Annotated in this window: 12 protein-coding genes; 3 read left to right on the top strand and 9 right to left on the bottom strand. The window is 39.7% G+C overall.

The window, feature by feature from the left end:
• Nucleotides 1–12: 12 nt before the first annotated feature.
• From L1272_RS08860 to L1272_RS08850, 3 genes are read right to left on the bottom strand one after another with little or no spacing between them, the layout of a single operon-like run.
• Complete coding sequence (locus tag L1272_RS08860; protein WP_138598882.1) at nucleotides 13–4,518, bottom strand: EAL domain-containing protein; 4,506 nt, start codon at nucleotides 4,516–4,518, stop codon at nucleotides 13–15.
• Between the two features lie 15 nt (nucleotides 4,519–4,533).
• Complete coding sequence (locus tag L1272_RS08855; RefSeq protein WP_054552678.1) at nucleotides 4,534–4,959, bottom strand: GNAT family N-acetyltransferase; 426 nt, start codon at nucleotides 4,957–4,959, stop codon at nucleotides 4,534–4,536.
• 2 nt (nucleotides 4,960–4,961) lie between these two features.
• A complete protein-coding gene (locus L1272_RS08850) occupies nucleotides 4,962–5,162 on the bottom strand; it encodes a DUF3283 family protein (protein ID WP_036966037.1) in 201 nt (66 codons plus the stop codon).
• A gap of 151 nt (nucleotides 5,163–5,313) precedes the next feature.
• Between L1272_RS08850 and L1272_RS08845 the strand changes: the two genes are divergently transcribed.
• Complete coding sequence (locus L1272_RS08845) at nucleotides 5,314–6,018, top strand: transporter substrate-binding domain-containing protein (protein ID WP_138598881.1); 705 nt, start codon at nucleotides 5,314–5,316, stop codon at nucleotides 6,016–6,018.
• Here the strand turns inward: L1272_RS08845 and L1272_RS08840 are convergent.
• From L1272_RS08840 to zntR, 4 genes are all read right to left on the bottom strand, one after another.
• Nucleotides 6,015–6,260, bottom strand: a complete 246-nt coding sequence (locus L1272_RS08840; RefSeq protein ID WP_138598880.1) for a DUF1289 domain-containing protein — start codon at nucleotides 6,258–6,260, stop codon at nucleotides 6,015–6,017. The genes L1272_RS08845 and L1272_RS08840 overlap by 4 nt on opposite strands.
• Before the next feature lie 99 nt (nucleotides 6,261–6,359).
• On the bottom strand, nucleotides 6,360–7,490 hold the full coding sequence (locus L1272_RS08835; protein ID WP_138598879.1) for a 1-acyl-sn-glycerol-3-phosphate acyltransferase: 1,131 nt from the start codon (nucleotides 7,488–7,490) through the stop codon (nucleotides 6,360–6,362).
• 155 nt (nucleotides 7,491–7,645) lie between these two features.
• The gene (locus tag L1272_RS08830) at nucleotides 7,646–8,875 is read right to left on the bottom strand and encodes an SO_0444 family Cu/Zn efflux transporter (protein WP_138598878.1); all 1,230 of its coding nucleotides are present in this window, start codon (nucleotides 8,873–8,875) and stop codon (nucleotides 7,646–7,648) included.
• Nucleotides 8,859–9,272: a Zn(2+)-responsive transcriptional regulator gene (zntR, locus tag L1272_RS08825; protein WP_138598924.1), complete on the bottom strand. Its 414-nt coding sequence runs from the start codon at nucleotides 9,270–9,272 to the stop codon at nucleotides 8,859–8,861. Before zntR ends, L1272_RS08830 begins: the two co-directional genes overlap by 17 nt.
• Nucleotides 9,273–9,366: 94 nt before the next feature.
• Between zntR and L1272_RS08820 the strand changes: the two genes are divergently transcribed.
• Both L1272_RS08820 and L1272_RS08815 read left to right on the top strand, forming a co-directional pair.
• The gene (locus tag L1272_RS08820; RefSeq protein WP_138598877.1) at nucleotides 9,367–10,311 is read left to right on the top strand and encodes a D-2-hydroxyacid dehydrogenase; all 945 of its coding nucleotides are present in this window, start codon (nucleotides 9,367–9,369) and stop codon (nucleotides 10,309–10,311) included.
• 163 nt (nucleotides 10,312–10,474) lie between these two features.
• Complete coding sequence (locus L1272_RS08815) at nucleotides 10,475–10,855, top strand: DUF3192 domain-containing protein (protein WP_054552683.1); 381 nt, start codon at nucleotides 10,475–10,477, stop codon at nucleotides 10,853–10,855.
• Between the two features lie 37 nt (nucleotides 10,856–10,892).
• Here L1272_RS08815 and L1272_RS08810 read toward each other — a convergent pair whose 3' ends face one another.
• Together L1272_RS08810 and L1272_RS08805 are read right to left on the bottom strand one after the other, a co-directional pair.
• Complete coding sequence (locus L1272_RS08810) at nucleotides 10,893–11,816, bottom strand: GGDEF domain-containing response regulator (RefSeq protein WP_054552684.1); 924 nt, start codon at nucleotides 11,814–11,816, stop codon at nucleotides 10,893–10,895.
• On the bottom strand, nucleotides 11,785–15,213 hold the full coding sequence (locus L1272_RS08805) for an ATP-binding protein (protein ID WP_235373222.1): 3,429 nt from the start codon (nucleotides 15,211–15,213) through the stop codon (nucleotides 11,785–11,787). Before L1272_RS08805 ends, L1272_RS08810 begins: the two co-directional genes overlap by 32 nt.
• Between the last annotated feature and the right edge of the window lie 31 nt (nucleotides 15,214–15,244).

The raw sequence follows: 15,244 nt of genomic DNA, 5'->3' as shown, positions 1-15,244 counted from the left end.
AAAGCTTTGGCTTTACCCTAAAAACTCATCATCCCACAGGGTGTCTAAAAGCGCTTTTACTTCATCACCTGCTACAGGTTTACTAAATAGATAACCTTGAAAGTACTCACAGCCTAAAGAGCGTAAGAACTGCAATTGAGTGCGGTTTTCAACGCCTTCGGCAACACATTCTTTACCCAAGCTTTTTGCCAGCGTAAGCGTTGAGTTGATAATCGCTTCATCACCTTTATCAATACCAATATCATTAACAAAGCTTTTATCAATTTTTAGCACATCAACCGGAAAGCGTTTTAAGTAGGTCAGTGACGCATAGCCAGTTCCAAAGTCATCCATATAAATCCGACAACCAAGGGCCTTGAGTTTATCCATGCTCTGCTGTGCTTTATCTGAATCATGCATCATGACTGATTCAGTAATTTCAAAAACCACCGCACTGGCAGGCACTTTACTAGCTTCAAGCGCCTTATGAATATTTTCAACTAAGTTTACACTTTCAAAATCAAGAGCAGATAAATTAATCGAAATATATAAATCAGGATGCGTCGTGCGCCATTGACGAAGCTCAATCAAAGCTCGTGATAAAGTCTGCAGCATTATTTTGGTAATTAACCCTGAGCTTTCTGCCGCGTTCGCAAAATCTTCAGGCTTATATTCATCTTTATTTGGCCAACGTAAAAGTACTTCTAGCCCCGCGACTTGGCGTGACTCAGCACTGACTATTGGTTGATAAAAATTACAAAACTCATGCTCTTGGTAAGCTTTACTTAACTGCGATTCTAAATGCAAAGTACGTTGCACTTGTAAGTTCATTTCTTGCTTATAAAACTGATAACCACCTTCGACCAGTTGTTTGGCGTGATACAGAGCCACATTAGATGCTTTTAATAATTCTTTGGTGGTTTGCGCATCATCAGGATAAACAGCAACTCCCACACTGAAGTTTACTTTTACTGCTTGTTGGCTGAGCTCGATATGCGTTTCAACACTATCCATCACTCGTCCACACAATGATAAAAGCTCATCTACTTGTTTAAAGTCTTCAGCTAAAATAACAAACTCATCACCATCAAAACGTGCAAGACTATCTTGCGGTCTGAGAACTTGCTTTAGACGTTTAGCAACACGTTTCAGTAACTCGTCTGACTCTTCCCGACCGAGTGAATCATTAAAATATTTAAAGCGTTTAATATTAATATTTAGCAAAGCGACTTTATTTTGATGATAAGCAGCTTGCTCAATTGCGTGATTAACTCGGTCATTAAATAAGGTTTTATTTGGCAAACCTGTTAAGGCGTCATAGTTAGCCAATAAGTGTAATTCACTCTCTGCCAATTTTTGCGCGCTAATATCAGTCACGATTATGACGTAACTATCTAGCTGACGATTACTTCCTGCAACGGCACTAATTTTAATTAATACTTGGCGCTTTTCACCAGTTGCTACCTCTACAACGTCTTCAGCTGAGAAATGCTCGCCAGACTGCAGCTTTTGCATCACTCTTAAATAATGTATGCGGGCAGCAATAGACAAACCGAGTGTTAGCGAGCGACTAGAACGAGGTTCAGCCGGAAAACCAAATGCATCTTGAAATGATTTGTTAGTAGCTCGAATTCGCAGATTTTTATCTAAGATAAACACCCAATCGCGAGTTTGCTCAAACGCTGCACCAAACAAGCGCGCGTTTTCTTCAAATACGAGCTCTCGTGTCATATTGGTATAGGTACCGGCTACTTTTTCTGGCGCATTATCTTGCCACTCAACTACTTTGCCAAAATCTTTATACCAGCGCCAATTGCCATCAGCATGGCGTAATCGGTAGGTGCAATTAAAATAACCTTTTTGTGTTGATAAAAACTCTAACCACTCTAAGCGGAAAGTTTGCTTATCGTGAGGGTGAATTCTTGCTAAGTAATCATCTAAATTAACACTGTCTGTTTCATAGCCTAGCTCATTCTTAAGGCGCGGTTGATATATAATTGGACTTTGTGAAGACCAATCCCACACACCTGAATGACTCCCTTCAAGCGCTAACTTTAAGCGTGCTTCACTTTCTTTACTTTCTTTATGGGCGGCAAGCAAAATTTGTTGCATACGATTTCGTCTAAAAACCCAAGCAGCGACAAAAAGTGCAACTAATAAAACATACAAAACAATGAATTGCGGAGCACGCCAAAGTGGGTACTTTACTTCAATATTTAATATAGCGGGTGGCGTTAACTCCCCTGTTAATGGATCTTTTGCCCATACTTTGAGTTGATACTTACCCGCACTAAGTTTTGGGAATAACACCCGGTTGTTATTACGGGTATAGGTTTTTTGACCATCACCGAGTTGATACTCATAAATGATACGTTCTTGATAATTAAATGCCATTGCCGAAAAGGCAACTTCTAGACCTATGTCATCATGCTCAAGAACGACACTATCAATAGGCTGCTTTAGCTCGGCAGGTAGATCACGAGACATTAAATCAAGATTAGTAATATTAACGTGATCAATTAAAGCTTGCTGGTAGTGGTTATCCATAGGAGAAAAGTAAGTAAACCCTTTGAGCGTTCCATATACAATTTGCCCTGACTCAAGCTTTGTGAAAGCCCCACTATTAAACTCTGTAGAGAATAGCCCCTCTGAGCCTGTAAATTGTTGAAAGTGAAGATTATTAGGATTAAGCCGCCAAAGCCCTTTATGGCTGCTCATCCAAATCATACCCGCTTCATCAAGTACCATGTCGTATAACAAGGTTCCTAATTTATTTTTTTCAAGGTCAATGGTATAGATATGCTCATAGGTGCTAGCATCTAGGCCGATTAAGCCAAAGTTAGAAAGCGATAACCACAGTACATTGTTATTATCTATGATGTATGACATCACATTAACGGCTACATTTTCGTGTTGCTCGGGAACAGTATAAATCGTTGTCAACTCGAAAGACTGCGGATCAACCTGATATAAAATACCTGCATTATAAAATAAAGGCGCATCGGGCTTAGAAGATAAGGCGGGTAAGAACCCATAAGCTAAAAATGGCTCAAATTCATCAAATTTCCCACCAAGTCGGGTCACTTTTTGGCTATCAATATTGTATACAAACATGCCGTAATCAGGGTGGACATAGTAAAGATCACCCGAGGGCATTAATAATATGCCATGCACCCAGTCGTTTATTAAAACCTGATTTTCAGGATTTGCAGCCTTAACAGGTGACGCTTGTTTTGTGTCTGGATCAAAACTCAAAATTCCCCTGTTAGTGTGTAACCACAACTTATCTTTATAGGGCATTATTTGGTAAACGCTGAACTCTGTCGTTATTAAGTCAACTTGGTAGTCTTTTAAGAACACTTCACTTTCGTTAGTCTGTAAGTCAACCGCTGTTAAACCGTTGTGTGTGGCCAGCCAAAGCCTATTTTTAAACTCCGCAATACTCCAAATCGAGTGATGTGATAAACCATCACCTTTCAGTGAGTTAGCAGTCACATTAATAAAGTTGTAATTATCATAAGATAAATAAAAGGCCCCATCATTTTTTGTCGCCAGCCACATGCCACCCGATTTATCTTTTACAATATCAATAATACTGTTATCAGCTAACGTATAGCCGCCTTCCCGTAAACGCTTATTTTTATTAAGCTCTGCTGTTACTAGGTCATATTCAAACAACCCTTTATCCGTACCTAAAGTAATCGCATCTTTTTCTTGAATGATGGTCCAAATATTCAAATCTTTTATTAAGGTTTTATTAGAGAAAGGCTTATTTGGATTCTCAAACATCGCTTCTAAATTACTGATATCAACTTGATACAAACCTCTGACAGCACCGACTAGTAGAGTTGTTTGATCGATTACTGCAAATGATTTCACATAATTTTGATAAATATGACTTGGTTTTTGCTGTAAGTGCTCAAGCTTACGAACCTCACCGCTAGCAATTTGATATACATAAGCGCCATTACTTGTGCCCATAAAAATGAATCCGTTATAAGCATACAGCTCTCTTATAACACTGCTTTTTACACGCTCAGGGATTTCAAAAATTGAAGTGACTTGTTTTGTTTCTAAATCCAACTTGGCAAAGTCCCAACCCCGACCAAGCCATAGTGTTTTGTCATCAACAGCCACCATACTAAACACCGACTCAATAAAAATTTGCTCTTCTGTGGTGGGTTTAGCAATAAACTGCTGATAAGTATCGGAAGTGGGATCATAACGGAATAAACCCGCTTGTAGCGAAGCTATCCAAATATAGCCTTGAGGATCTTGGTAAATACGGTCAATGATGGCATCTTCAAGCTCACCATTAGGTCCTTTGATATGAACAACCTGATAACCGTCGTAGCGATTAAGCCCACCCTCAGTCGATAGCCAAAGATAGCCACTGTTATCAATGAGCATGGTGTTTACATAACTTTGCGATAAGCCTTCGCTGGTTGATAACCGTTTAACCTGTGAATAAGCGCAGTGGCTAAACAAGACAAAGCTCAAAAATAAAAAAATGGTTATACTGGAAAAGAACTTAGTCATTGACGTTCCAAATTGCTAACTTGGCACTGTGTCACGCGTAAAGTGCATCGCAACAATTTTTCGGTGTGCATAAAGTTCAAATAGTGATTGCAAGGAGTTAGGTAATGTTAATATATAGTTAAACCCATTTTGTAGATAAAAATCAATCAGATTTTGGTACACGAAGGTAAAAACAACCTTCTTTTGCCGAGCGGTTACGGCCGCAAGTAGCTGCGAAGCAACCCTTTGACCACGCCATAATTCATCTACATAAAGAGTAGACAAAAATAATAACCCTGATTGGTCTTGTACTCTACACGCCGCGATTATCTCAGAATCTTTATAGGCAACCCATACTTGGTCAGCCTTGGTTGCTCGGCCACGTGCATTGTGTTTATCATAAAATTTATTTACTAACGGCGTTTTAATTGGCTCAAGTAAACAAAATCTAAACGCTGCCATGACTAGCTCATTAACGAAAGGTAATGCTCAAATTGTTGCTTAAGAAAAGCCTGCTCAGACATAGGACGATTATTTATTGCAGTATAAACACCTTCACGCGTATTTTTACCGCGCTTTATTTGATAAGCCCAAAATGATGCTTCGTAGTCCAATTGAATTTGATATTTTTGCTCTCTTGGCAATTTACATAAATTGAAACTCATACTTTCTCAGCTTTAATAATTTGATTTTTCTAGTATAACAAAATTCAAATCGTTTAATCCGATAAATTAGCCCAAAAAAGCCTCTGACGAAACTTGATTTTAGCAACACTTGCCAGTAAATTAACGAGCAATTTATGTACGCAAGGAACGCATGTTGTCAAAATATCTGAGCCACAGATTCGCCTTTTTTTTATTATTCTTTTGCTTTTCAAGTTTAGCCAATACCCACACTCTCTTTTTTAATCGCCCTGCTGATACTCCACAAGCTCGCTTTGTTATTGATTTACTTAAAATGGCCTATAAAGAAATTGGCTACGAAATGAGTATCATTGATTTTAGCCATCAAAATGCGCTGGAGGCCGCAAATCAAGGTGTATTAGATGGTCAGCTTGGTCGCATTGCTGATGTCAAAGAAGGCTATCCAAACTTAATAAAAGTGAACTACCCTTTATTTGATTTTAATTTAATCCTGCTAAAAAACTGCAAAACATGCTATTACCCAAAACTAAAATCGCTCGCAATCCAATCAAGTTACCCTGCAGCACAGAGTTACATTGAACGACACCCTTTTAAAGGTGATGTAATAAAAGTTAGAAATGTCACGGCTCAATTGAATCTACTTACGCAAAATCGTGTTGAAGGCGCAATTTTACTCGATTTTATGTTATCAACTAAACACCCTGACTTTGATCAAGATGCATTTCACAAACAAGTGCTGATGCCAATGCAAAGCTATCACTTTGTTCATAAACGTCATGAGAAACTAATACCCAAACTAACTAGAGTACTAGAGAAATTTGATGAAAATGGCACGGTGCAATTTTTAAAATCAAAGTACAATCTCACCGAATTTTAGAAATCAAACCCTCCTTGCTCAGGCGTTGATTGTTGATTTTCAGTTTGTTGCTTTTTCTGAAGGTAACGTTTGTAACGCTGTTGGCATAGACTGATCACTTTACGTTTTTCTGCATTGGTAAACTTATTCCAATAAAATCGCTCATCACGACTACGATAGCAGCCTTTACAATAACCCCGGTTATTAACTTGGCATATCCCTTTGCAAGGGCTTGGAATTTCAAATATTTCAATCTGTTGCATCACAAATGCCGGTTAATAAGTAATAGTAAAAGTATAGCCTGAAAATTAACCATAAAAAAAGCCACTTTAAAAAGTGGCTTCTTAAACTATTTGTTTCGCTTACTTAGACTCGCTTGTTGCAAGTTCTGCTTTACGATGAAAAGGCTTAGCGTACATAGCTAATACCAAAGGCTTTAACTCCTCTGGCACTTTTGCGATACGCTCATTAAATGCAGCGGCATCTTTTTCATTAATCACAGCTTGCGTACAACCACCTGCAATATAATTGCCTGGGTGTAAGAAAAATGAATCAACAATTTGCTGATCGATAGTTTTTGCCAGCTCTTCAGGCGATTCACAGCCCGACTCAATTGGCTCGCCAAACGCTAAATGTACATGCCCTTTAGCGGTGCTAAAACCTTCAACAATACTTGCTATGTCTTCACCCTGCTGTTTCACATACTGGCCATGTTGCTGTTTATGATAAAGCTCTTTCGCTTTAGCAATCGCACATGGCTCGTATTGATAAGAGATAGACACAGGTACAATTTTTAATTCGCGTACGTATTCAGCAAACTCTTTCTTCTGCTTGCGGCCTTGTAACTGCAACATTTTAAGCAGGGCAGGATCTGTTTGGTCAAAACCGTCTTTTGCTCGGCCTTCTTTTTGCGCTATCCAAATTGAGTGGCCTTCAGCAAGTGAGTCATAAATATAAGCAGACAGCTGCGACAGCGCTTTTAGCATCTCTTTCGGTGCTTTCGCTGAGCGCTTCACAATAAAGCTCTTGTTTAAACGCATTAACTCAGTGATATAAGGAATTTGCAGTAAGTTATCACCAATGGCGATACGAACTGTCGGCATGTTGTGCTTAAACAAGCCCCAATTAACGAGCGCAGGATCAAGCACTATATCGCGGTGATTAGAGATAAATAAGTAAGCTTGTTTTGGGTCTAGTTTATCAATGCCCGAAAACGTTACCTCTGAAGTAGTGCGGGTGATTAGTTTGTTCAAATAATCAGCCACTTCGTGCTGAACTTGCTCAACCGATGCGGTGTTACCCCACTTTTTACGCAGCTGGCTGCGCACTAATGGGCGAGTAATAAATGGGAAGTTCGATAAAAAGCGCGGTAAGTTATACTTAGCGATTACATCTACAAAGGCATTATCAGCAATCAAACGCGCTACTGAGTCAGCTACTTCATCATCATTGTAAGGTCTTATGTCGGCGTATTTATCCACACTTTCACTCATTAAAAACTACTTAAGTTAAAAAACGGCACGCAAAGCGTACCGTTAAAAATAATTGACGGATTATAACTCAGGCAATTTTAAATGCGAACCGAGACGCGATAGTTAACCAAATTAAATGCCAATTAATGTATAAAATATTTATCTATAACAAATAATTAAGCAATGCTCTTACCAGTTTGCGAGGATTTTTTTAATACCATTTTTAACAGCAATCGGAGTATTAAAATTGCCAACACAATACCTGCAGCAAGGCTTAACCAATGAGGTAGAACCTCGTGCTCTTCACCCATCATCGGCGCTACCACAAAACCATATTGCGCCACTAAATAATCGGTTAAAAAGCCAAAAGCCAGTGCCGTGCCAATCACACCTATTAGGTAGGCAAATACCGCTCGCTTGCCAAGCTCTTTACCAACGACACCAAGCGTTGCGATATTGGTTGCCGGCCCTGCCAACATAAACACAAGCACCGCCCCCGGAGATACACCACTGAGTAATAAACCTGCCGCTATAGGTGTCGATGCAGTTGCACAAATATACATAGGAATACTGATTAAAATAACCACCAGCATAGCAAGGATGCCATTCCCCCACTGGCTTAAAAAAGATTCTGGTACATAAGTTTGCACAAGCGCTGCAAAGAATAAACCGATCATTAGCCAAATCATGGTGTCTTCAAGCAGCTTATTGCAACTAAAGCTCACCGCGCGTTTCAGTTTGCTAAAACGACTTTCAACGGCTTTGGTTGGCTGCTCACTGCTACAACAGCTTTTCTGTATAGGCGCTGCTTTTTCTGTTGAGCAACTTTGTTGCTGCCCCTGTATTGGTTGCGATTCCTTGCTACTACAACAACTTTGTGCGGGCTTTGCTGGCGCCTCTTTACTGCAACAGCTCGTTGTGGTCACAGGCTTTGGCTGTTTACTACTACAACAAGAGTCTGCTTTAGTACTTTCTTTATCTGATTCTGTACTTTGTACTTGTTGGAGTTCACTGTCTTTCCCCACTAAGACGCCGGCCACAATGGCGCTGCACACGGCGGCAATAGGACGTATTATCGCCATAAATGGGCCTAGCAACACATAAGATACCGAAACCGAATCGACCCCAGTTTCAGGGGTTGAAACTAAAAATGCGGTGGTGGCACTTTTCGATGCCCCCGCTCTTCTTAAACCAATGGCTGCTGGGATCACACCACATGAGCACAAGGGCATTGGAGCACCTATAAAGGCTGCTTTAACTGTGGTCCACAACCCTTCTTTGCCTAAATGCCGGTTAAGAAAGTTAGCAGGCAAATATACATTGAGAAGACCTGCTATGAATAAGCCCAGCATTAACCAAGGTGCTGAGAGTAAAAACAGATGCCAAAAATTATTGAGTAAGTCCATCGATATCCTCCAGCGTCGTTAGTATTGAGCAGTTTTCAGCAGGCTCTTCACCGCCACAACATTTATCTGCCAACAATGAAAGTGAGTCATAAAAGCGAGTAAGCTCTGCAATTCTTTGTGCAACGAGGTCACGTTTTTGTAACGTCATTTCTTTAACTTCATGACAAGAATGCTGATCTTTATGAAACTTAATTTGCAGCAACTCTTTGATCTCAGCCAAACTAAAGCCAACATTCTTTGCTCTGAGAATAAACGTCATTTGTTTCTGGTCATTCTCAGAATAAAAACGATATCCCACATCTGAACGCGAACTTGGCGTTAACAAACCATGCTTTTCGTAGTACCTTAGCGTATCTGTTGAGACACCCAACTGACGGGCAAACTCACCTATTTTCATCACCGTCTCCATTGTGAAGCGTTTATTTATTATGCTCACTATAAACCTTGGAGTACACCCCAAGGTCAAGCAATAAATTAAAAAAGGAAAGCACATGAATATTACTGTCCTTGATGCAGCAACATTAGCCAACACATCGTTAGATGCTTTAGCGCAATTAGGAAAACTTACTTGTTACGATTTAACTGCTAAAGAACAGGTTGTTGAGCGCTGCCAAGATGCCGATATCGTTATCAGTAATAAAGTGGTGATTGATCAGCACGCCATGAGCAAATTACCTAATTTAAAATTAATATGTGTTGCAGCGACTGGGACTAACAACATTGATTTAATAGCAGCCAAAGAGCATAGCATTGCGGTGACCAATGTCGCGGGCTATTCAACACCGAGCGTGGTGCAGCACACCTTTACTCTCATCACTAACTTACTGGGCAATACTCACAGATATATTAATGATTGCCAGCAAGGCTTATGGCAGCAAAGTCCTATGTTTTGCCGTTTAGATTACAGCTTTAAAGAAATTGCCGGCAAAACATTGGCAATTATTGGTTACGGTTCACTAGGTAAAGCCGTTGCCGATGTAGCGCGTGCTTTTGGTGCTAATGTCATCATCAGTGAACGAAAAGGCCATGCACCTCGTGAAGGTCGTGTTAGTTTTAATGATGCCCTAACCATAGCGGATATTATTAGTGTTCACTGCCCGCTTACTGATGAAACACGCAACCAAATCGCCGCGACAGAATTAAGCATGATGAAACCGTCAGCTATCATTATTAATACTGCTCGTGGTGGGATTATCAATGAAGCCGATTTAGCTGACGCATTAGCTAATAATGTTATTGCCGGAGCTGGTGTTGATGTACTCAGTAAAGAACCTGCAGAGCAATCAAATCCGCTGGCACAGTATAAAGGCGCAAACTTATTACTTACTCCGCATATTGCTTGGGCCAGCCAAGAATCTATCGTGCGTTTAGTTAACGAAATTGCTTTGAATATCCAAGCATTTAATCAAGGCGAGATGCGTAACAGGTTGGTCTAAATCGCAATTTATTAGTCAATAGAGCTAAGTAGTTAGTAATTTATAACTTAGCCTTTTAACTAAAAACAGCATAAATAATTGATTTAGTTATGATTTAGAAGTTTGGCAAGTAGTTTGCAATTAAGTGAACAACTATAAAACAATTTCTACGGGATAAAAGAACATGAAAAAAGCACTTCTAATTGCCGCGCTAACTGCACCATTTTTAACTGGTTGTGTCATTGCTGTTTCTGACGGTGAAGCAGACACACATTGGGCTGGTAGCTCATCTAGCTGGCAAAAGCAGCATAAAAATAACCGTGAAGTGATCTCTAATCTTGCATTAGATACCAGCTATCAAACTGTATTAAACAAACTAAATACTCCTAACTTTACCGAGTTATTAAAGCAGGGTGATGATGTGTACCAAGTATTATTCTATGCAACCCATAGTATTCATTCTGATGGCAAGATGACTAAAGACGAATGTACACCACTGGTTTTTAAAAATGATAAGTTAATCGGTGTGGGTGATACGATTTATAAATCACTTAGCAATGGCTAGCTTGCATATTTAAATTCTGTAAGTAGGCAGCTATTGCCTACTTATGTTCACTCATAGCTATCATTCTCGATACTATCTGATCACGCCCAGCATCTTTTGCCTGATAAAGACCTAAATCAGCTTCTTCAAGTAATGTTTGCTCTGCATACACCTGGCCATTTTCCGTGGTCGCAATACCAATACTAATTGTGACATGGTCGGCATTTAGTGACGCTTTATGCGGAATATTTAACTCATTAACGGCATTACGTAATTTGTTTGCAAACGACATAGCTTCTTTTGCAGAGGTATTTGGAAGTACTGCTGCAAACTCTTCACCGCCATAACGAGCAACAAAGTCACTACCTCGCTCACATGCTCCAACTAAGGCATGAGCAATTTGTTTTAAACAATCATCGCCTGCTCGGTGACCATAACAATCGTTGTAACGTTTAAAGTGATCAACATCCATTAATAATACTGATAATGGTGTTTGATCACGACGACAACGACGCCACTCTCGCGCTAAGTTTTCATCTAAATAACGTCGGTTTGGGATCTCTGTTAGGCCATCAATTGAGGCGAGCATTTCAAGCAAGTCATTTTTTTGTTTGATCATTAATTGATTGCGCACACGTGCACGAACGATCGCTGCACTAAAAGGTTTGGTGATGTAATCCATCGCCCCTAATTCTAACCCTTTAGCTTCATCATCATGGCTAGTATTTGCCGAGATAAAGATTACCGGTAGCATGCTTGTCGTTGCGTTTTCTTTTAATTTGTTGAGTACTTCATAGCCGTCGATTCCTGGCATTACAATATCCAAGATCAACAGATCCACACTTTGTGTTTTTAGAAACGTCAGTGCTTTTTCGCCACTCTCAACACAAAAAACATCATAGTCTTGCTGTAATGTTTTTTCTAATACCAAGCGGTTTAACGGATCGTCATCAACAATCAGTACCTTGGCTCTTTTCAACATCAGTAGATCCTTGTTCGATGATAAAGGCAATAACCTGTTTTATTAGGCATTGCAACTCATCAATTAATTGTTCGGAAAGTTCACCTTTAGCTTTTAGTGTAGCCTCGCAATGCTGAGCGCACGCTGACAATCGTTTAAACCCAAGGTTACCAGCCGATCCTTTCACATTATGCACCACGCGGATCAACTCGTCGGTAGTCTTTAATGTAGAAATTTGTATTAACTGCTCTGCTGCCATAGTCGCAAACTTCGACAACATAGTTAATACTAACTTATTATCATTTCCAAACTGAGATAAGATAAAAACCTTATCAAAAAAAGCTTCTTTTGAGTTTTTAAGCTCACTCATTGCTAAAAACAATTTACTCGCAACAATAGGTTTAGTTAGGTGTTTATTCATTCCTGCCGCAATTGAATGCTCAATATCTGCAGCCTCACTATGAGCGGTAAGCGCGTATATCGGCATTTGCTCTTTGGTGTATAATTGACGAATAATTCGCGTCGCTTGGCAACCATCCATCACAGGCATTTGAATATCCATAAAAATTACGTCAGGTTTGATCTCTTTAGCAATTTCTATACCTTTTTTACCATTTAGAGCACAAATGACAGTAATATCTATTTGCTCCAAAATACTCTTAATGATGCTCAAATTAAGCGGATTATCATCAACTGCAAGTACTAAAAGTCCAGATAAGTCTGTACTCGAAGGCAAACAAACTAATTCTCTTTTTGTAGGTCCTGATGCTTTATCTAGCTGTAAGCAAAAACTAAATTTGCTGCCTTTGCCTTTTTCACTATCAAGTTTTATCTCTCCGCCCATTAAAGCGACTTCATATTTAACAATCGCTAAACCTAAACCGACCCCCTGATGAGAGCGTGTTAAAGACTCATCTCCTTGCGTAAAAGCATCAAATAACCGCCCTTGATCAGCCTTATTTATACCTATACCTGTATCTTTAACTGTAAAACAAATTAGTTGCTGCTCTAAAGACTCTTCAATCAGCTCTAAACACAGAGTTATTGTGCCTTGTTCAGTAAACTTGGCTGCATTTGTCAATAAATTGGCTAATACTTGCTGCAAACAAATTTGGTCGCCAATTAAGAATTCGTTGATGTTCTCGTCACGGTAAATGATAAAATCAATGCCTTTATTTGTGCATAAGGGAGTGATCACGCCTCGACTAAAATCAATTAGATCAGATAAACTCATAGGCGCTTTATTCATTTCCAGTTGAGCACTTTCGGCACGTGCAAAATCAAGCATTCGATTTAAAAGCGTCAGTAAACTATTAGCTGCTGTTTTTGCCTGCTCTGCATGAGTGCGCTGATGCTCAGTTAGCCCTTGCAATGCAATAACATCAATTAAGCCTAGTACTGCATTGAGTGGTGTGCGTATTTCATGACTTAGATTAGCAATAAAGCGGCTTTTAGCGAGCGTTGCCCGCTCTGCATCATCTTTTTCTTGCACTAAATCCGTCACATCCTGTACATGAACAACATAATAATCTGGTGTTTGCTCGGCATTCCAAACTAGGGACACACTAATTTGCAGCCAGCGCTGCTGTTCTTGCTGCTCAAGACTAAAGTGATAAACTTTTTTCTTCTCATGCAGCAGCTCTGTCAGAGTATTTTTCAACGTCTGATAAGACTGCTCAGCAAATAAGTTTGTCAACTCGAGGCCATTAACGTTTTCAATTGCAAAGATTTTTCGTGCCGCTTTATTTGCTTGCAGCACTTGATCTTCAAGTGATACCAGAAGCACCCCATTCGCTGCGTACTCCATTGCACTGCGCAATTTCGCTTCGGAGCTTTGTAGTGCATTCAGTGCATTATACTGCTCGGTAATATCACGACCAATCGCCATGGTACCAAGAAATTGCTGGTGCTCGTTGTAAAATGGCACAATGCTAAAAAGGTAAGTTTTCTCATAATTTGAAAGACGAGTTTGATACGTTTTTTTGTCTCTTAAAACCTGCTTCTCAAGTTCATTTAACTCGCCGTTATCATCACTAATATCACATAATTGCTGGCCTACTAACTTCTCTTGTGGCAAACCAATATAGCCTTCATACGCTTTATTACAGCCTAAAAACGAGCCATCAATATTCTTAAAATAAATAAGATCCGGCACGTTATTGAGCATGGTATTTAATAACGCTAAGTGACGTTCTTTCGCATCAATACTACGACGCAATTGTTTTGACTTTACCTGTACCTGAGAATCAAGCGCTTTATTCGCCTCTTGTAATGATTGGACGAGCTCTTCATTGCGGCTAAACACTCGTTTTACACGGCTGAACCAAGGCTGCCAATCGACAGGAATACGATAATGAACTAACGCTTGTTTACCTTCATCATGCTGCTCAAGGTAATTCATTAAGTGCGTCATTGGTTTTACAAAAATACGTTGACTCAGCCAAAAAACAGCGCTGAACATCATCACTAAAAACACACTCAAAAACGCGAATTCTAAAAAGATGTCGTAACCAATAGGTTCACTCAGGGCCTGCTTTGATTCATAGAAACGAGTGTAAATGGGTAAATTTGTTGCTTCTTGCACTAAATGGCTGTGGTTATTCTTTCGCATATCGACAGCAACATTCGGCCAATGTTCGCTGGCACTGATGGCAGTGTTAAGCGCTGTTTTTGAGCTGGCAATAACTTGGTTATCTTGGTTGATAAAAATATACTCACCATAGTTAGGCGCTATTTTCTTTAACCAGCTAGAAATTGCTTTAAGATCATAAATCAGCACGATGTAATCACGACTATTGGCTGCTCGCTGCTTACCAATTGCAAAATAAGCATGGCCATTAATTGTCAACACAGAGCTTGAGGAAAGCTTATTACTATTAAATAATTGAGGTCTAAATTTGTTATCTAACACACTGGTCAATAATTCACTTTTTGCTGTGTTGCGGCGCTTAATATAAACAAAACCTTGCTCATTAACATAAGCAACCGCCTCTAAAGATTGAACAAGTGACAGGGTAGTATTAAAAGAGGGGCCAAGGGCGATAACTCGCCGCCATTGATTAATTGCATAAGCGGTTGAGGCAAACTTTCCTTGCCCGACTATCTCCCCCACTCCATCGCCAACACTTTGGTAGTAATAGTGATCATATTGATTCACATTGCGTGCCCAACTTGGATCAAAATCATAAGAAAGTGGCTGCTCGTAAAGCTTGAACATGGTGTCTATAAGGCCATCTGCGGCACTCATCGCATGGCTAAGCTGAGCGGATATATTATTAAACCCGCTTTGCCTGCTTTCTATCGCCCGCTCAAGTTTTAAATTATATAGGTGTAAACACAAAAAAAACGCCACTAACAGCGGCACAATAAGTGCCACTGCTAAAGAGCGATAGTAATGCTTTAACGGTAAAAAATTCACTGGCTTATAAGTACCTTACCTCGATAAAGCT

Source organism: Pseudoalteromonas sp. PAST1 (assembly GCF_021532515.1).
Lineage (GTDB): Bacteria > Pseudomonadota > Gammaproteobacteria > Enterobacterales > Alteromonadaceae > Pseudoalteromonas > Pseudoalteromonas simplex.
This window is presented reverse-complemented; position numbering and strand designations above follow the sequence as displayed.

Excerpts from the sequence above, each read along its gene's own strand:
- L1272_RS08860 (WP_138598882.1), bottom strand. The coding sequence starts at position 4,518 with ATGACTAAGTTCTTTTCCAGTATAACCATTTTTTTATTTTTGAGCTTT.
- L1272_RS08855 (WP_054552678.1), bottom strand. The coding sequence starts at position 4,959 with ATGGCAGCGTTTAGATTTTGTTTACTTGAGCCAATTAAAACGCCGTTA.
- L1272_RS08850 (WP_036966037.1), bottom strand. The coding sequence starts at position 5,162 with ATGAGTTTCAATTTATGTAAATTGCCAAGAGAGCAAAAATATCAAATT.
- L1272_RS08845 (WP_138598881.1), top strand. The coding sequence starts at position 5,314 with ATGTTGTCAAAATATCTGAGCCACAGATTCGCCTTTTTTTTATTATTC.
- L1272_RS08840 (WP_138598880.1), bottom strand. The coding sequence starts at position 6,260 with ATGCAACAGATTGAAATATTTGAAATTCCAAGCCCTTGCAAAGGGATA.
- L1272_RS08835 (WP_138598879.1), bottom strand. The coding sequence starts at position 7,490 with ATGAGTGAAAGTGTGGATAAATACGCCGACATAAGACCTTACAATGAT.
- L1272_RS08830 (WP_138598878.1), bottom strand. The coding sequence starts at position 8,875 with ATGGACTTACTCAATAATTTTTGGCATCTGTTTTTACTCTCAGCACCT.
- zntR (WP_138598924.1), bottom strand. The coding sequence starts at position 9,272 with ATGAAAATAGGTGAGTTTGCCCGTCAGTTGGGTGTCTCAACAGATACG.
- L1272_RS08820 (WP_138598877.1), top strand. The coding sequence starts at position 9,367 with ATGAATATTACTGTCCTTGATGCAGCAACATTAGCCAACACATCGTTA.
- L1272_RS08815 (WP_054552683.1), top strand. The coding sequence starts at position 10,475 with ATGAAAAAAGCACTTCTAATTGCCGCGCTAACTGCACCATTTTTAACT.
- L1272_RS08810 (WP_054552684.1), bottom strand. The coding sequence starts at position 11,816 with ATGTTGAAAAGAGCCAAGGTACTGATTGTTGATGACGATCCGTTAAAC.